General features: G+C 64.5%; 12 protein-coding genes. 1 reads left to right on the forward strand and 11 read right to left on the reverse strand.

Annotated features, from left to right (window positions below):
* Positions 1-141: 141 nt before the first annotated feature.
* From EN804_RS06520 to EN804_RS06535, 4 genes are all read right to left on the reverse strand, one after another.
* Entirely contained in the window at positions 142-1,026 is an 885-nt protein-coding gene (locus tag EN804_RS06520; protein WP_127275605.1) for a transglutaminase family protein, read from the reverse strand.
* A gap of 12 nt (positions 1,027-1,038) precedes the next feature.
* On the reverse strand, positions 1,039-3,450 hold the full coding sequence (locus EN804_RS06525) for a circularly permuted type 2 ATP-grasp protein (RefSeq protein ID WP_135918951.1): 2,412 nt from the start codon (positions 3,448-3,450) through the stop codon (positions 1,039-1,041).
* A gap of 6 nt (positions 3,451-3,456) precedes the next feature.
* A complete protein-coding gene (locus tag EN804_RS06530) occupies positions 3,457-6,816 on the reverse strand; it encodes a transglutaminase family protein (RefSeq protein ID WP_127869856.1) in 3,360 nt (1,119 codons plus the stop codon).
* A 114-nt stretch (positions 6,817-6,930) separates the two neighbouring features.
* Positions 6,931-8,127 (reverse strand): acyl-CoA dehydrogenase, encoded by a 1,197-nt coding sequence (locus EN804_RS06535; RefSeq protein WP_127279617.1) that lies wholly within the window; start codon positions 8,125-8,127, stop codon positions 6,931-6,933.
* A gap of 102 nt (positions 8,128-8,229) precedes the next feature.
* On the opposite strand from EN804_RS06535, the gene EN804_RS06540 reads away from it, so the two are divergent.
* Entirely contained in the window at positions 8,230-9,141 is a 912-nt protein-coding gene (locus EN804_RS06540; RefSeq protein ID WP_135865527.1) for a LysR family transcriptional regulator, read from the forward strand.
* Here the strand turns inward: EN804_RS06540 and EN804_RS06545 are convergent, their stop codons facing one another.
* The 7 genes from EN804_RS06545 to EN804_RS06580 form a co-directional block, all read right to left on the reverse strand.
* Positions 9,142-11,466 carry a Tex family protein gene (locus EN804_RS06545; RefSeq protein ID WP_127280465.1) on the reverse strand — a complete coding sequence of 775 codons (2,325 nt, stop codon included), beginning with the start codon at positions 11,464-11,466 and terminating at the stop codon, positions 9,142-9,144. It lies immediately after the preceding gene.
* Positions 11,467-11,797: 331 nt separating this feature from the next.
* Positions 11,798-12,979 (reverse strand): serine hydrolase, encoded by a 1,182-nt coding sequence (locus EN804_RS06555; RefSeq protein WP_135918952.1) that lies wholly within the window; start codon positions 12,977-12,979, stop codon positions 11,798-11,800.
* Positions 12,980-13,012: 33 nt separating this feature from the next.
* Positions 13,013-14,209 (reverse strand): serine hydrolase, encoded by a 1,197-nt coding sequence (locus tag EN804_RS06560; RefSeq protein ID WP_135918953.1) that lies wholly within the window; start codon positions 14,207-14,209, stop codon positions 13,013-13,015.
* 66 nt (positions 14,210-14,275) lie between these two features.
* Complete coding sequence (locus EN804_RS06565) at positions 14,276-15,310, reverse strand: extracellular solute-binding protein (RefSeq protein WP_127275697.1); 1,035 nt, start codon at positions 15,308-15,310, stop codon at positions 14,276-14,278.
* Between the two features lie 22 nt (positions 15,311-15,332).
* The gene (locus tag EN804_RS06570; RefSeq protein ID WP_127275698.1) at positions 15,333-16,133 is read right to left on the reverse strand and encodes an ABC transporter permease; all 801 of its coding nucleotides are present in this window, start codon (positions 16,131-16,133) and stop codon (positions 15,333-15,335) included.
* Entirely contained in the window at positions 16,126-17,046 is a 921-nt protein-coding gene (locus tag EN804_RS06575) for an ABC transporter permease (RefSeq protein ID WP_135918954.1), read from the reverse strand. The genes EN804_RS06570 and EN804_RS06575 overlap by 8 nt, the downstream gene beginning before the upstream one ends.
* Complete coding sequence (locus EN804_RS06580; RefSeq protein WP_127869862.1) at positions 17,046-18,140, reverse strand: ABC transporter ATP-binding protein; 1,095 nt, start codon at positions 18,138-18,140, stop codon at positions 17,046-17,048. Before EN804_RS06580 ends, EN804_RS06575 begins: the two co-directional genes overlap by 1 nt.
* Between the last annotated feature and the right edge of the window lie 134 nt (positions 18,141-18,274).

Below are 18,274 nucleotides of genomic sequence, written 5' to 3' on the forward strand. Positions count from 1 at the left end.
AATTGCGCCAAATCAAGGGGTTAGAGCGGCTCGCCGTTTCCGTGAAACGGTGAACTGCTCCAATGGCCTCATCGATGTTTGAGAAGTCTACTCCATCTATCGCGGGCACTCGCGGCGCCGGGCAAGTCGGCGCGCCCGTTTTCACGCCTTTTCGAGCACCACCGGGATGACGTCGACAGCCTGCTCCCCGACCTGGCCGCCGGTCGTCTTCAGCACACCGACGATGGGCGCCACATCCGAATAGTCGCGCCCGTAACCGACAGTGATATGGTCGTTGGAAGCCCGCATGCCGTTGGTCGGGTCGAACTCCTGCCAGCCGGCATCACGCCCGCACCAGACCTTGACCCAGGCATGCATGGCATCCGCACCTTCCAGCCGGGGCTTGCCCTTGGGCGGAATGGTACGCAGGAAGCCGCTGACATAGCCGGCCGGAATGCCGAGACCGCGCAGCCCGGCGATCATGATGTGGGAGAAATCCTGGCAGACCCCGCGCTTCAGCCGGAAGGCATCGCTGGCCCGGGTCCGCACCGTGGTCGCTTCGCCATCATAGGTGAAATCGCGATGGATGCGGTTGCATAGGTCCGTCGCCGTCCCAGCGGCCGAGTTTCCGACGCTGTCTTGCGCGAATGCGGTGATCGCCGCATCGATACCCGCATGGCTGCTGGCGGCCAGGAAATGGTGCGGCGAGGCGGGCGCCAGCGACCGCACGGCGGCCAGTTCCCGCCTGAGCCGGCCGATATCAGGCGACACGTCGAGCCCGGGCTCGGGCCGCGACACCGCCACGCGCGCGCTCATCCTTATGTCGAGCGCTTCATGCGCGTCGCGAAACGCGATCGAAGTGACGTTGTTGCCGAAAAAATCGGTGAAGTCGGATCGTTCATTGGGCGCCGGCTCGAAGGAGAGCGAAGCGGCGATGACCCGTTGCACGCCGCTGATGGTCGGCGGCAGCACCCGCACCTGATGCCGGCCGCCGCCGGCAGCGGCGGCGTAGTCGTAATGAAGCAGAAGCCGGATGTCGTACAGCATGGCCATTGCTTTCTAGCCGAAATAGGCTCTGGCGAGGCTGTTGTAGAGGCCGCCGATTTCGCTGGCGAGTTCGTTCAGCGCCTTCGTCGTCATGTCAGCCGGTTCCTTGATGGCGATGGCCGTGTTGAGCTGCAGGATCTCCTTGGCCGCTGCCGACATATGCCCCTCGCCGCCTGTCGTCGGCAACAGCCCGATCTCGGCCTTCAGCCTTTCCAACTGGAACAGGATGGAGCGTGGATTGAGCGGATCGAGCGCCAGGAGATCGATCACCGTGCGCCGGCCGGCCTGCACCGGATATTGCCGGCGATGGGTCATGACGCTGTCGCCGATCTCCAGCATCATATCCAGCGCGCCATCCGGCGCCTTGCTGCCGGTCAGTCGGGCCAGCGTGCCGGCGATCTGGATACCGCGCTCCAGCCGCCGGCCGATCTCGAGGAAGCGCCAGCCCGCGAAACGGTACATGTTCTCATGCAAAAGGCCTGAGAATCCGGCAAGCTTGCGCAGGATGACGGTCATGGCCCGCGTCGCGTCGTCGCCGGGCGCCACGGTGGTAGCGAACTGATGGATGGTCTTCGACAAATCCTTGAGCGCCAGCCAGCCATCCGGCGAGAAACGATCGCGGATCTGGCCGGCGCTGTAGACGGCGCTGTCGAGCGTACCGATCAATCCTGACGGGATCGCCGTCTCGACATCGATGCCGAACGGTTCGAGATAGTCCCTGATGTCGGCCAGCAGCGGCATGTCGGGATCGGATGTTTCGGCGAGCCGCACATGATAGGCGCGCAGGATGCGCACGGTGTCTTCCGAACGTTCGATGTAGCGGCCGAGCCAGGTCAGGTTTTCCGCCGCGCGGCTGGGCAGGCTGCCCGGCCTGGTGCGGTTGAAGCTGTCGCCCTCTTGCGGCAGCAGCGTCTCGCGCTCGACCGGTTTGTCACTGACCACCCAGACATCAGCCGCCTGGCCGCCGCGCTGCATGGCGATCGCCGTCGGGTCGAGCGACAGGCCAACACGGGCAAAACCGCCCGGCATCACCGTCCAGCCCTCGGGCGTGCGCGCCAGATAGACGCGCAAGCTCGCCGGCCGGGGCTCCAGCCAGCCGCCGACATAGACGGGCGTCGTCGAAAGCGTCACCGCTTCCTGGCCAACGAAGGCCTCGCCATCGCGTTCGATGCGCGCCACCAGCTCCGCCCGTTCCCCGACCGACAGCGCCGAGCCGAGCTTTGTCTGTCCGTCATCCTCAAAGGCAAGTCTTGTCGACAGCGCCGGGCCGACCACCATGCGATCGATATTGGCGAGCACATGGGCGCGCTCCGTCTCCTGCCCGCACCACCATGTCGCCACACTGGGCAAAAGCAGCTCCTCGCCCCACAATTCGCGCGCGATCTTGGGCAGGAAGGCAAGCAGCGCACGCGTCTCCATCAGGCCAGAGCCAAGCGCATTGACGGTGGACACCGTGCCTTGCCGGATCGCTTCGACCAGGCCCGGCGTACCGATCTGCGAATCCGGGCGCAGTTCGAGCGGATCGGCGAAGGCGGCGTCGAGCCGCCGCCACAGCACGCTGATCGGCATCAGGCCGGACACGGTGCGCACCATCAGCCTGCCGCCGGAAACGGTCAGATCCTCGCCTTCGAGCAGCATGATGCCGAGGTAGCGGGCGATATAGGCGTGTTCGTAGTAGGTTTCGTTGAGGGGGCCCGGCGTCAGGATGGCGACGCGGCCGTCGCTCTCCTTTGCCATGCCGATCAGCGCATCGCGGAAGCGACGGAAGAAGCCGGCGAGCCGGTGCACATGCATCTCGCCATAGATGTCGGACAAGGCGCGCGTGGTGGCGACGCGGTTCTCCAGCGCGAAACCGGCGCCTGAAGGCGCCTGGGTGCGGTCGCCCAGCACCCACCAGCGGCCGTCAGGGCCCCGGCCGAGTTCGAAGGCGCAGAAGTGCAGGAAATGCCCCCCCGCCGGCGTGGTGCCAACCACGGGTCGCAAATATTCGGGGCTCGCCGCGATCAGCCCTGCCGGCAGGATGCCTTTGTCGATCAGCCGGTTCTGCCCATGGATATCGGCGACAATTTCCTCGAACAGGTCGGCGCGCTGCACCAGGCCGGCGCTGATCGCCTGCCACTCGCTGTCCTCGATGAGCACGGGAATATGCGCCAGCGGCCATTCGCGCTCGTTGGCGCCCGCCTTGTCATAGACGCGGTAGTAAACACCGGCATCACGCAGATACTGGTCGGCGCGGGCGAAGCGCTGACCGAGCTTTTCGGCCCCGAGTTCGTCCAGCGCCTCGACAAAATGCTTCCAGACCGGACGGGGATTGCCCGAAGCGTCAACCATCTCGTCGACGACGCCATCGATCGGCTGGTAGTGCTCCAGCAGGCTGTGGGCCTGCGGCTTGCCGCGTACCCTTTTGTGATTCCCCTTTGCCATGTCAGATCACAGTCTTGGTGGACGCCTGAGGTCAAGGGTCATCGGGAAATCTTCCGCCGGCTGTTCCTCGCGCAACACATAGCCGGACGGCGTATGGCCGCGTGGTTCGAAGCGGGCGAGCCGCCGTGCCTCCGCCTCGTTGCCGTTGACCGGAAACGTGTCGTAGTTGCGCCCACCGGGATGCGCGACATGGTAGACGCAGCCGCCTACCGCCCTGCCGGACCAGCGATCATAGATGTCGAACACCAGCGGCGTGTTGACCGGCAGCGCGGGATGCAGCCCCGAGGCCGGCTGCCAGGCCTTGAAGCGCACGCCCGCCACCGCGACCTCCCTGTCGTCGGTAACCCTCATCGGCACGATGCGGCCGTTGCAGACGATCGCGTGGCGCTCCGGATTGAGACCTTCGGTCTTGACCTGCAGCCGTTCGACCGAGGAATCGACGAAACGCACCGTGCCGCCGATCGCGCCCTGCTCGCCCATCACATGCCACGGCTCCAGCGCCTGCCTAAGCTCCAGCTTGATGCCGGCATGCTGGACTTCGCCGCAGAAGGGAAAGCGGAATTCGAGCTGGGCGTCGAACCATTCGGGCCGAAACTCGAAGCCGTTGAGCTTGAGGTCGTCGAGCACCTCGAGAAAATCCGCCCAGACATAGTGCGGCAGCATGAAGCGGTCATGCAGCGAGGTGCCCCAGCGCACGAAGCGCCCGTCGAGCGGGTTCTTCCAGGCGCGTGCGATGATTGCCCTGACCAGCAACTGCTGCGCCAGAGACATGCGCGCATTGGGTGGCATCTCGAATCCACGGAATTCGACAAGGCCAAGCCGGCCAGTTGGGCCATCGGGGGAAAACAGCTTGTCGATACAGATTTCCGAGCGGTGCGTATTGCCGGTGACGTCGGTCAACAGATTGCGGAACAGGCGGTCGACCAGCCATGGCAGAGGTGGATTACCCTGGTCGGGATGCGGCACCTGCGCCATCGCGATCTCGAGTTCATAGAGCGAATCGTGCCGCGCCTCGTCGAAGCGCGGCGCCTGGCTGGTCGGGCCGATGAACAGGCCGGAGAACAGATAGGACAGCGAGGGACGCCGCTGCCATTGCAGCACCAGGCTTTTCAGCAGATCGGGCCGGCGCAGGAACGGGCTGTCGTTGGGCGTGGCACCGCCGACCACGACATGGTTGCCGCCGCCGGTACCGGTGTGGCGGCCGTCGATCATGAACTTGTCGGCGCCCAGCCGCGTCTGCCGCGCCTCCTCGTAGATCGCCGTCGTGGTCGCCACGCAATCCTGCCAGTTCGAGGCGGGATGGATGTTGACCTCGATGACGCCGGGATCGGGTGCCACGCGGATGACGTTGAGGCGCGGATCGTGCGGCGGGCCGTAGCCCTCGATATGCACGGGAAGGCCTATCGCCTTTGCAGCGTTCTCGGCAGCGGCCACGAGTTCGAGATAGTCTTCCAGCGCCTCGACCGGCGGCATGAAAACGCACAGCCTTCCGTCACGCGGTTCGACCGAAAGTGCCGTGCGCACCGCCCCGCCGATTTCGGTGATCTCCTGCTCGACGCGGTCCTGCTGGCCACTGACAGCGGTGAAGGATACCGCCTGCTGGCGGCGGGCCATTTCGTCGGCGCCTTCCAGTTCGGCCGGAGCGGCCGTCGGCAAGATCGCTTCCCGCACGGGGAGCGGCCCACGCGGCAGCGACGGATCGACAGGCACGATGTAGGGAAATTGCGCCGGCGGCACATAGGGCAGCGTTCCCAACGGCAGACGATAGCCGACCGGCGAATCGCCGGGCACCAGGAACAACCGGCCGCGCCGCGTCGTCCATTTTTCCGACCGCCAGCGCTGGCCGGACGCCTGGCTGTTCCAGCGCTGAACCGGCAGCACATAGCCGGACGGCTTGGTCAGCCCGCGCTCGAACACCTTCGCCATGCGGCTGCGCTCTTCCGGGTCTTCCAGCTTGGAGTTGGACGGGTCGACATTGTCGGGCAGCTTGCCTTCCTTGAGCAGCCATTCGGCTGGGTCCTCATAGGCTTCGCTGACCATGGAGGTGTCGATGCCGAGCTCGCCGGCGATCGCCGTCAGCAGGCTTTCGGCCTGTTTCGGCCCGATATCGGCCGAGCTTTTCTCCCGCGCGATCAGCGACGGGTCGCTCCATACCGGCTCGCCGTCGGCGCGCCAGTAGAGCGAAAACGTCCAGCGCGGCAGGCTTTCGCCGGGATACCATTTGCCCTGGCCGTAGTGCAGAAAGCCTCCCGGCGCGAAGCGCTCGCGCAGCCGGCGGATCAGCGCGTCGGCCTTTTCGCGCTTGGTCGGCCCGACGGCGGCCGTGTTCCACTCGGCGGATTCGAAATCGTCGATCGACACGAAGGTCGGCTCGCCGCCCATCGTCAGCCGCACATCCCCGGCCGCGAGCGCGGCATCGACCTTGTTGCCGAGCGCGTCCAGCGCCTGCCAGCTTTCATCCGAGAACGGCTTGGTGATGCGCGGATGTTCGGCGATGCGATCGACCCGCATGTCGAAGCCGAACTCGACATTGGCAAAGCTCGCCATGCCCGAAATCGGTGCCGCATTGCGGAAATGCGGTGTCGCGGCCAGCGGCACATGGCTCTCGCCGGTGAGCAGGCCGGAGGTCGGGTCGAAGCCGATCCAGCCGGCGCCGGGAAGATAGACCTCGCACCAGGCATGCAGGTCGGTGAAATCGACCGATGTACCTGCGGGCCCATCCAGCGCGACAAGGTCGGGCTTGAGTTGGATCAGGTAGCCCGAGACGAAGCGCGCGGCGATGCCGAGATTGCGCAGGATCTGCACCAGCAGCCAGCTTGAATCGCGGCACGAACCCTTGCCCGCGGCCAGCGTTTCCTCCGGTGAGAAGACGCCGGTCTCCATGCGCACGATATAGGCGATCTCGCGCTGCAGCCTTGCATTGAGGTCGACGAGGAAATTGACCGTGTTGGGCGCGCTGCGGTCGACGGATTCCAGGAAAGCCGAGAGAAGCGGCCCCGCCGGCTCCGGTGTCCGGTAGATGGCCAGATCCTCCCTGATTTCCTCGGGATAATCGAACGGGAACGCCTCCGCCGACGGTTCGACGAAGAAGTCGAACGGATTGTAGACGGTCATGTCGGCGACGAGGTCGACCTCGATCTTCAGCTCCGTCACCGGCTCGGGAAAGACGAACCGGGCGAGGAAATTGCCGTAGGGATCCTGTTGCAGATTGACGAAATGGTTCGCCGGTTCGACCTTCAGCGAATGGCTCAACACCTTGGTGCGGGAATGCGGTGCAGGCTGAAGCCTGATGATTTGAGGGCCGAGCACCACCGGCCGGTCATATTTGTAGTGGGTCAGGTGATAGACGGCTGCCAGAATTGCCATGGGGCCCCGGGATCGGCGTTTAGCTGGCCGAACCCTGCCACATCTGGCCGCCATTCTCCAAGCGGATGTTGCGGCGCACCTAAACTAAAGAACCCGTTGCCGGCTTAAAGTCGCTCAAAAGAACGCCTGTATCCCCGTCTGCGCCCGTCCAAGGATCAGCGCATGCACGTCATGCGTGCCCTCATAGGTGTTGACGGTCTCGAGGTTCTGCGCGTGGCGCATCACGTGGTAGCCGATCTGGATGCCGTTGCCGCCATGCATGTCGCGGGCCTGGCGGGCGATATCGAGCGCCTTGCCGCAATTGTTGCGCTTGACGATCGAGATCATCTCCGGCGCCATCTTGCCCTCGTCGAGCAGCCGCCCGACGCGCAAGGATGCCTGCAGCCCAAGCGCGATCTCGGTTTGCATGTCGGCGAGCTTCTTCTGGTAAAGCTGGGTGCCGGCCAGCGGCTTGCCGAACTGCTTGCGGTCCAGGCCATACTGGCGAGCGCGATGCCAGCAATCTTCCGCCGCTCCCATCGAGCCCCAGGAAATGCCGAAGCGGGCCCGGTTGAGGCAACCGAACGGTCCGCCGAGGCCCTTGGCATTGGGCAGCAGCGCGTCCTCGCCGACCTCGACGCCTTCCATCACCACTTCGCCGGTGATCGAAGCGCGCAGCGAGAGCTTGCCGCCGATCTTGGGGGCCGAAAGCCCCTTCATGCCCTTTTCCAGCACGAAACCGCGGATCTCGTCCTTGCCGTTCTCGCCCTTCACCTTCGCCCAGACGACGAACACGTCGGCGACCGGCGCATTGGAAATCCACATCTTGGAGCCGGTCAGCTTGTAACCGTTGGCGGTCTTTTCGGCGCGGGTCTTCATGCCGCCGGGGTCGGAGCCGGCATCCGGCTCGGTCAGGCCAAAACAGCCGATCCATTCGCCACTGGCGAGCTTCGGCAGGTACTTCTTGCGCTGTTCATCCGAGCCATAGGCGTAAATTGGATACATCACCAGCGACGACTGCACCGACATCATCGAGCGGTAGCCGGAATCGACACGTTCGACTTCCCGCGCCACCAGCCCATAGGTGACATAGTTTGCGCCGAGGCCACCGAACTCCTCCGGGATGTTGATGCCGAGCAGGCCGGCCTCGCCCATCTCGCGGAAGATCGCCGTGTCGAAAGTCTCGTTGAGATACGCTTCCTCGATGCGCGGCGCGAGCTTGTCGGCGGCAAAGGCGGCAGCGCCGTCGCGCACCATACGCTCATCTTCCGAAAGCTGGCCCTCGATCAGGAACGGGTCTTCCCAGACGAATGCATTCTTGTCAGCGGCCATGGCTTTTCGATCCTTCGAAGGGTGAAGCCCGGCTTATCGGCCTGTGCCTTGAAAAAATCAAACGAAATTGCTTCACCGATCAATGAGCGTTAGGAATGGATCATGAGTGTCCAGCGTCGCCTTTTGCCCAACATCAGTGCCCTCGCCGCCTTCGAGGCGGTGGCCCGGCTCGGCTCCTTCACCGCCGCTGCCCAGGAGCTGGATTTGACCCAGGGTGCGGTCAGCCGGCAGATCCGGCTGTTGGAAGATCAGTTCGGCCGCCGATTGTTCGAGCGCGACAGCCGCAACGTCCGCCTGTCCACGGCAGGCGAAATCTATGCCGAGACGGTGCGTTCGGCCCTTGGCCAATTGCGCGACGCGGCGCTCGGATTGATGAGCAATCAGCATAGCGGCATCCTGAACCTCGCCATTCTGCCGACCTTCGGCACGCGCTGGCTGATGCCGATGATCCCCGATTTCGTCGAAAGCAACCCCGACATAACCATCAACTTCGTCACCCGCGTCGGCCGCTTCGACTTCGCCAGGGAGAGGCTGGATGCGGCCATCCACTTCGGCCTGCCGGACTGGCCGGAAGCCGACTCGACGCTTCTGGTGCGCGAAACGGTGGCGCCGGTGGTGTCGCCCGAATTCCTCGCCGGCCGCGCCATCGCCACGCCGGCCGACATCGGCCGTTTGCCGCTGCTGCACATGACGACGCGCCCAGGCGCCTGGACGGAATGGTTCGAGCATCAGGCTCTGAGCGCTCCGACCGGACCCGGAATGCAGTTCGAACAGTTCGGCACCGCCGCCCAGGCCTGCATGGCGGGGCTCGGCGTGGCGCTGTTGCCGCTGCTCCTCATCGAGGGTGAATTACAGCGCGGCCAGCTTGTGCCAGCGCCCGGCCAGCCGATGCAAAGCCGCAGCGCCTATTACCTCGTCGTTCCCCGCGACAAGCGCGGCTATCCACCGGTTGCCAGTTTTCGAGACTGGCTGCTGGGCCGGCTCGAGAAGGAGCCGGCTGTTCTGGCGTGGTAGCTACTTCCGCTTCAGCGCGTCCGCCAGCGCCGCGCCAAACGCACCTTGCTCTGCCGGCCGCTCCGGCTGGCGCTGCGGCGCCGGCGAGCGTGGCGCCGGTCTGCCGCCGCCATTGTCGCGCGGTCCGCCCTTCGATGCGCCGCCCTCGCCGCCATCCCTGCGCATGGACAGCGCGATGCGCTTGCGCTTGATGTCGACATCGACGACGCGCACCTTGACCACGTCGCCGGCCTTGACCACCTCATGCGCGTCCTTGATGAAACGGTCGGCAAGCTGCGAGACATGCACCAGCCCGTCCTGGTGGACGCCGATATCGACGAAGGCGCCAAACGCCGCCACGTTGGTCACCGTCCCTTCCAGCAGCATGCCGGGCTTCAGGTCCTTGATGTCGTCGATGCCGTCGGCGAAGGTCGCGGTCTTGAAGCCGGGGCGCGGGTCGCGGCCGGGCTTCTCCAACTCCGCCAGAATATCGCGCACCGTCGGCAGGCCGAAACGCTCGTCGACGAAGACACGGGGATCGAGCGCCTTGAGCGCCGCGCTGTCGCCCATCAGCGAACGCACGTCGCGGCCGCAGGCCGCCACGATCTTCTTGGCCACGCCATAAGCTTCCGGATGCACCGACGAGGCATCGAGCGGCTCGCTGCCATTGGCAATGCGCAGGAAGCCGGCGGACTGTTCAAAGGCGCGCGGTCCAAGCCGCGCCACCTTGAGCAGTTCCTTGCGGCTGGCGAATGGTCCGGTCGCATCGCGATGTGCGACAATGGCGTCGGCGAGCGACGCGCCGAGGCCCGAGACGCGCGCCAGCAACGGCGCCGAGGCGGTGTTGAGATCAACGCCGACCGCGTTGACGGCGTCCTCCACGACAGCTTCCAGCGAGCGGCCGAGCCGGTACTGGTCGACATCGTGCTGATACTGGCCGACACCGATGGATTTCGGCTCGATCTTGACCAGCTCGGCCAGCGGGTCCTGCAGGCGCCGAGCGATCGACACCGCGCCGCGCAGCGACACGTCGAGGCCGGGAAACTCGGCCGCCGCCGCCGCCGAGGCCGAATAGACCGAGGCACCCGCCTCGCTGACGATCACCTTGAGCGGCTTCGGACCTGCCCCCGCGGGCATATCGGACAGCATGTCGGCCACCAGCTTTTCCGTTTCTCTGCTGCCGGTGCCGTTGCCGATCGAGATCAGTTCCACCTTGTGCTGGCGGATCAGCGCGGCAAGCTCGGCCTGCGTGCCACGCACATCGTTCCTCGGCGGGAACGGATAGACCGTTGTCGTCGCCACCAGCTTGCCGGTGCCATCCACCACCGCCACCTTGACGCCGGTGCGGATGCCGGGATCGAGCCCCATCGTCGGCCGCGAGCCGGCGGGTGCCGCCAGCAGCAGATCCTTCAGGTTGCGGGCAAAGACGTGGATCGCCTCTTCCTCGGCCCGTTCGCGCAGGTCGCGCATCAGATCGAGCGTCAGGTGCAGCGACAGTTTTATCCGCCAGGTCCAGCCGGCGACCTCCATCAGCCAGCGGTCGCCCGGCAGGCTGCCGCCGATGGCATAGGCGTTGGCGATCATCCGCTCGACCGGCTTCACCGGCGAGGTGTCATCCGCGTCGACCTCGATGTCCAGCGACAGCACTTCCTCGTTGCGGCCGCGCAGCATGGCCAGCGCGCGGTGGCTTGGCGCCGTGGACCATCGCTCGACATGGTCGAAATAGTCCGAGAATTTCGCGCCGGCTTCCTGCTTGCCATCGACCACCCTGGCCCGCAGGAAGGCGCGCTCCTTCATGTAGGTCCGCAGCTTGCCGACCAGATCGGCATTTTCCGCGAACTGCTCCGACAGGATGTCGCGCGCGCCCTCGAGCGCCGCCTTGGCGTCGGCCACCTCCTCGGTCACATACGCCAGCGCCACCTCAGCGGGCACCAGCGAGCGGTCTGCGAGGATTGCCTCCGCCAAAGCCCCCAGGCCTCGCTCGCGGGCGATCTCGGCCTTGGTGCGGCGCTTCGGCTTGTAGGGGAGATAGATGTCTTCCAGCTCCGCCTTGGTGACCGCCGCCGCGATCTTGGTTTCAAGCTCTTCGGTCAGCTTGCCCTGTTCGCGGATCGAGCCAAGGATGGTGGCGCGGCGCGCATCGAGCTCGCGCAGATAGGCGAGCCGCTCGGCAAGGTCGCGCAGCTGCGTGTCGTCCAGCCCGCCGGTCACTTCCTTGCGGTAGCGCGCCACGAACGGCACCGTCGCACCCTCATCGAGCAGTCCGATCGCTGCGGCCGCCTGTTCGGGCCGCGCCTTGATTTCGGCCGCGATGATGGCTGCGATGCGCTTGATGTCGGATGCCATGTTATTCCCACTCTTTTCGAAAAGAGCGGCGACCATAGGCGCCGACGTTCACATCGCCAACTGCTGAGCGCTTCGCCGGTGCGCGAGGTCCACAGGAAAGCATGTCTGCTATCGAACGTCAGCGTTGCCCCTCACCTGCCTGCCGGCATCCTCTCCCCGTATAGTGACGGGGAGAGGGGCTGTCTCACTGGCTTCGCCAATCACCAACGTCGCAAGAAGTGAGCCGACATTGCTGCCAGCTCCTTCTCCCCGTCCCTATACGGGGAGAAGTGCCCGGCAGGGCGATGAGGGGCGGCGCTACCGTTTGATAAACCGGCTCACCACCCCCAACTCAAATCATCCGGCTCAGCGCCTCGAAGAACGCGACGATCTCGACATCCAGAGGATCGTCGACCGGCTCCGGCTGCGACGACATCTTGGCGATCACCACTTCGGTCCTGGGATCGACGTAAAGCCACTGGCCATGGATGCCGATGCCGCAATAGGCGCCATTTTCGAAGCCGGTCTGATACCATTTGTTGCGGTAGCGGCCCTGCGGGAACAACGGCAGCATCGCACCGCGCTGCCAGGCTTCCGAGCTGCCGCCGGTGACCGTGGTGTCGCGCACCCAGGCCTCGGGCACGATGCGGCGGCCATTGGCCGTGCCGCCTTGCCGCATCATCTCGCCGATGCGCGCCAGGTCACGCGGCGTCACCGAAATGCCGCCTGCGGTGCGTGCCGTGCCTTCCATGTCGACGCCGATCGAGGCTTCGCTGACGGCGCCGAGCGGCAGCCACAGTTTCTCGCGCATCAGATCGGGGAAGCGCTGTCCCGACGCCCGCTCCAACAGCAGGCCGAGCAGGTCGGAATTGGGCGAGCGGTAGCGGAAGGTCTGGCCATGCGGCTCGGCGAGCCGCTGCAGGGTCAGGATGAATTCGCGCAGGCTTTCGGTGCCGCCGCCGGGATTCCACAGCGTGGCGCGACGATAGCGGGCAAAGGCGCTTTCCGGATCGAGATAGGCCTCCTCGAAATCGAGGCTGACGCTCATGTCGAGCACATGCCGCGCGCTGGCATCACCATAGGCTGAACCGACGGCTTCGGGGACGTATTGCGTCACCGGCGCCTTGGGGTCGAACACCCCCTCGCCTTCCAGTATGCCGGCGATGATGGCGGTCACCGATTTGCTGATCGAGAAGATGATGTGGCGGGCGCCGAAATCCATATGCGGGGCGAACCAGTCGCCTATGACCTTGCCGCCTTTCATCACCGTCAGCGCGTCGGTGCTGGAGCGCAAGAGGAATGCGGCCACCGTCTCTGGCGCACCGGCAATCGAAACCTTTTCGCCGAGCAAGCCGGCCAAGTCGCGCACCGGAGCTTCGACGACGCCCGGTGACGCGGCCACGCGAGCCGTCGGCACCAGTTCGCCGAGATTCTGGAATGACCAGCGGTTGAACGGGTTCTCGCGCCAGTTGCCGAGCAGCACCTCGTTGCGGCGGAAGCCGTAGCGGGTCTCGAACGCGGTCTTGCCGGTCATGGCGTTTCCTCCCAGTCTTTTCTTTCTTGAGGTTCAGGCGAGCGCCGCGGCGATGGCGTGCACGGCCTTCAGCGTTGCCACGGAATAGGCCATGTTGCTGAAATCCGGGTAGGTCGACAGCTTCACCACCACCATTCCGGTGTTCCAGTCGATGTGGATCAACTGCCCGAACACACCCCGGCACATCAGCGCCCGCGACCTGGAATTCTCGATCCAGAACTGGTTGCGGTAGCTGCCATCGGGCAGGCTGACGGAGAAATCCGGACCATGCGTGCCAGTGCGCGTCGCCTCGATCCAGTCGGCCGGCACGATGCCGCCGCCATTGTCGAGGATCAACTGGCCAAAGCGGGCGTAGTCGCGCAGCGTCGCGTTGAAGCCGCCATCGGCCAGCGCATAGCCGGCGCTGTCGACGGTGAAGCAGGCGCTTTCGTCGGCGCCGAGCTTTTGCCAGAGTTCCTCGGAAACCAGCTGCGCCAGCCGCTTGCCGGTCACCCGTTCCATGATGAAGGCGAGCACATCCGTCTCGATCGAGCGGTATTCGAACTGAGCGCCGTGCGGGCGCACCGTCTCTTTCAAGCCCAGGATCAGCTCGAACATGTGTGAGGGCCAGCGGAAATCCGGATCGCTGCCCGGTGGCACCGGCTTCCAGCCGGTGGCGACATCGACCTGACCGATGTCGGAATAGCGGTCGGTATATTCCTCGGAGAACCGCACGCCGGTGGCCATGTCCAGCACATGCTGGACGCTGGCGCCGGCCCAGCCGGTGGCGCCAAGCTCCGGCAAATAATCGGTGACCGGCCTGGCCGGATCGATCAGGCCGCGTCCGGCCAGTATGCCGAACACCGAGCCGGTGACGGACTTGGCCATCGATTGCGACAGATGCAGCGTGCGTTCGTCCATGCCGTTGAAATAACGCTCATAGGCGACCTTGCCGTGCTTGAGCACCAGGAACCCGTCCGTATAGGTCTCGTCGAGCAAGCCGGCGAGCGTCGAAGGCCTGCCCCCGCTGTCCTCGACCGCCAGTCCGTCGAGATCGGCCTCGGCGCGTTCGAGACGACGGCGGTGGCCAGTGCCGCGCCAGACTTCGGCGGTCGGCAGAATTTCCCTGATGTGCTGGAAAGCCCAGCGGTTCCAGGGCGGCCTGTCCCAGTCGAGCTTCGGCGGCACCATTGCGGGCGGCGAGCCCTGCATGATCGGCGGCCGCGGATCGCTGTTGCGGTAGGAGTCCATGAAAGGCCATTCCCGGAAAAGAAAAGGCCCGGCGGCATATGCCGCCGGGCCCCCTGGGGTCTGTGACTACTTCTGCAGTTCGGTCCAGATCTTGGTGTAGAGCTCCTGCGTCTCTGGCGCGCACATCTGCTGCAGTTCACCAAGCGGCTTGGCGTCTGCCGGGATGACGACTTCCGGAGCGTCCTTCATGTCGGCCGGCATATACTTGTCCGAACCGGTGATGGCATTGGCGTAACGGTGGAAGGCCGACAGGCCCGCCGCGTTTTCCGGATCCATGATGAAGTTCTGGAACAGCTTGGCGTTCTCGACGTTCTTGGCTTCCTTCAGGACGACGACGTTGTCGCTCCACAGGCCGTAGCCTTCCTTCGGATAGTTGAAGTGGATGGCCGGATTGGCCAGGCGCTGGCGCAGCGCCGAGCCGTTCCAGTCGCTGGTTGCCTTGAAGTCGCCGGCGCCCATCTTCTCGATGGTGTTGTATTCCATGGCGATCCAGTTCGGCTTGGCCGCCACCAGGAGATCACGCACCTTCTTCAGCACCGCCTTGTCGTTGGTGCACTGCTGGCCGCCGACATACTTGATCGCGGCGAACATCACGTCGCCCATCTCCGGCACGACGTTGGTCTTGCCCTTCAGTTCGTCAGGCGTGTTGAAGATGATGCCCCAGGTGTTGGCCGGGCCCTTGTAGGCATCGGTATTGACGACGACGCCGATCGTGCCCCAGGCCCACGGAACAGTGTATTTACGGCCGGGGTCGAAGTCGGGATTGGCCCATTCGGGCGCGATGTTCTTGGCGTTCTCCATCTGGCCCGGGTCGGTCTCCTGGACGAGGCCCTCCTTGATCCAGATCGGCACGTAGGTCTGCGAAGGCACGGCTATGTCGAAGCCGGTGCCGCCCTGGCGGACCTTGGCCAGCGCCGTATCGTTGGAATCGTAGTCGGTGATCGTGACCTTGACGTTGTATTTAGCTTCGAACTTCTTGATCACGTCGGGACTGGTGTAGTTGCCCCAATTGTAGATGTTGAGCACGCCATCGGCGCGGGCAAGGCCCGTCGAAGCGAGCAGCGCCAACCCCATGGCGCTCGCCGTTGTCTTCCAGTTCATCGTTCTAACTCCCATTTCAGGTTCAGTCTCGTTTCCTGCTGACGAAGAAAAACAACGTGACGATCGCGACCGAAAGCAGCAGGAAGGCGGTCGATATCGCGTTGATCTCGGGTGTGATGCCGCGGCGGATCTGGCCGAGCATGTAGGTGGGCAGCGTGTCCTGGCCGCCCGATTTGACGAATTCGGTGATGACGACGTCGTCGAGCGAGATGACGAAGGCCAGCATCAGCCCGGCCAGGATGCCGGGCCACAAAAGCGGCAGCGTGATGCGGCGGAAGGTCTTCCACGGCGTGGCGTAGAGATCTGCCGCGGCGCGCTCGAGCGTCAGGTCCATGTTCTCCAGCCGCGCCCGGATCGGCAGATAGGCAAAGGGGATGCAGAACGCCGTATGCGCGGCGACCAGATAGCCGATGCCGGAATAGCCGGTGAAGATCTTGATGCGCGAGAAGAAGATCAGCAGCGCCACGCCGGTGACGATCTCGGGCACCATCAGCGGCTGGTTGATCGCCGCGTATTTGAAGGTGAGACCGGGATAGGACGCCGTGCGCGTGGTGGCGAGCGCGGCCATGGTGGCGAAGATGGTCGACAGCACCGCCGCGATGGCGCCGATCTGGAACGAGCGCAGCGTCGCATCGATGACTTGCGTGTTCTGGTATGCCGACTGGAACCATTTCAGCGAAAAGCCGCCCCACTCCGAGGTCGAGCTTGCCGCATTGAAGGCATAGACCACCAGCACGAAAATCGGCAGGTAGAGCACGATGAAGCATGTCGCCGCGATCGCGGTGAAGCCCGGCTGGTGCTTGATGGAGAAGTTGCTAGCCATGCCGCACCCCTGACTTGCCGGCATTGCGCACATAGGCAAGCAGCGCCGCCATGACGATGATCATCACCGTGATCGACAGGGCCGAGCCGAGCGGCCAGTTGCGGCCCTGTCCGAACTGCAATTCGATCAGGTTGGACAGCATCATGTTCTTGCCGCCGCCGAGGACGCTCGGCGTCACATAGGCGCCGAGCGCCGGAATGAAGACCAGGATGGAGCCGGCAATGACACCAGGTTTGACCAGCGGGAAAATGATCTTGCGCAAAACCTTGAAGCGCGTCGCGTAGAGATCGTAGCCCGCCTCGACCAGCCGGAAGTCGAGCTTCTCCATGCTGGCATAGATCGGCAGCACCATCAGCGGCAGGTAGACATAGGCCATGCCAATGAGGATCGCCGTGTCGGTGTAGAGGATCTGGACCGGCGCCGAGACGATGCCTAGCTTGAGCAGGATCGTGTTGACGATGCCTTCGTTGCGGATGATCTGCAGCACGGCGAAGGTGCGGATCAGGAGATTGGTCCAGAACGGGATGGTGATCAGGAACAGCCAGAGATCGCGTGTTTTCTCACTACGCGTGGCCATGAAATAGGCGGTCGGGAAACCGAGTGCCAAGGTGGCGAGCGTCGTCACCACCGCAAGCTTGATCGAGCGCCAGAAGATGGTGACATGCGCCGCCGCGAGCGACAGCGTATCGTCGAAAATATCACGTTCCAGGAATACCGACGTCCAGGCATCGGCCGAGAATTGCCATTTCACGTCGCCATAGGCGCCGGGGGTCAGGAACGAATAGACCAGCACGATCAGCAACGGGCCGGTCGCGGCAAACAGAATGACCAGCAGCGCCGGCGCTGACAAAAGCCAGCGGTCACGGACATCGCGCCGTTCCGCTGCCTTGGCGACTTCTTCCGCGGTGGCCATCAGTCCCTCAGCACTTGCGCGGCGTCGTTGCCGACGATGATGCCGACCTTGTCGCCGCGCTCGAAACCGCAGCCCGCGCTGCGCGTGTTCTGCTGGCGCACGGTGAAGGCCTCGCCGCTGTCGAGATGGACATGGATATGCGTGTCGGTGCCGAAATAGACGATGTTCTCGACCGTGCCCGACAGGTCGCCCTTGTCCTTGGTCAGCTTGGCATGCTCGGGCCTCACCACCACGGTGGCGTTGTCCTTCGGCTGAAAGCCTTCGGCAACGGTCGCCTCGATGGTGGTACCGGATTTGAGCGTCGCGCGCGCCTTGCCACTGCCGACGCCCGAGATGGCGGCGGTGAGGAAATTGGTTTCGCCGATGAAGTCGGCCACGAAGCGTTCCGCCGGCTTGTCGTAGATGTCCCAAGGCGAGCCGACCTGCAGGATCTTGCCCGACGACATCACCGCGATGCGGTCCGACATGGTCAACGCTTCTTCCTGGTCGTGGGTGACGAAGATGAAGGTGATGCCGGTCTCGTGCTGTAGCCGCTTCAGCTCGATCTGCATCTCCTTGCGCAGCTTGTAGTCGAGCGCCGAGAGCGGTTCGTCGAGCAACAGCACCTTCGGCTGCGGCGCCAGCGCCCGGGCCAGCGCCACGCGCTGCTGCTGGCCGCCGGAAATTTGGCCGGTGCGACGACCGGCCAGAGCTTCCATCTTGACCAGCTTCAACATCTCGGCGACGCGCGCCTTGATCTCGGCCCTCGGCTTGCCCAGCATTTCAAGGCCAAAGCCGATATTGTCGGCGACCGTCATGTGCGGGAACAGCGCGTAGGACTGGAAGACGGTGTTGACCGGCCGCTTGAAGGGCGGCAATGGCGCGATGTCCTGGCCGTAGAGCAGGATCTCGCCGGCTGTTGGAAAGTCGAAGCCGGCGATCAATCGCAGCAAGGTGGTCTTGCCGCAGCCGGACGGTCCCAGCAGCGTGAAGAACTCGTTTTCGCGGATGGACACCGAGACCTTGTCGAGGGCAGCGACCTGCCCTTCACCCGATCCGAAAATTTTGCTGACGTTTACTACTTCAATCGCATTCCGATCCGGTTTGTCCGGCACGATTACGCCTCACTGTTGACCCCGCTCTTGCTGGCGGAGTTTGTCCCCTGTTGGATGTGACCACATGGCCGGTAGGATGGCAAGCCCGGCATTGAATCACAGTTCAGTCAGTCCTTAGACAGCAAGCCTCATGC

Source organism: Mesorhizobium sp. M8A.F.Ca.ET.161.01.1.1, assembly GCF_004792105.1.
Classification (GTDB): domain Bacteria; phylum Pseudomonadota; class Alphaproteobacteria; order Rhizobiales; family Rhizobiaceae; genus Mesorhizobium.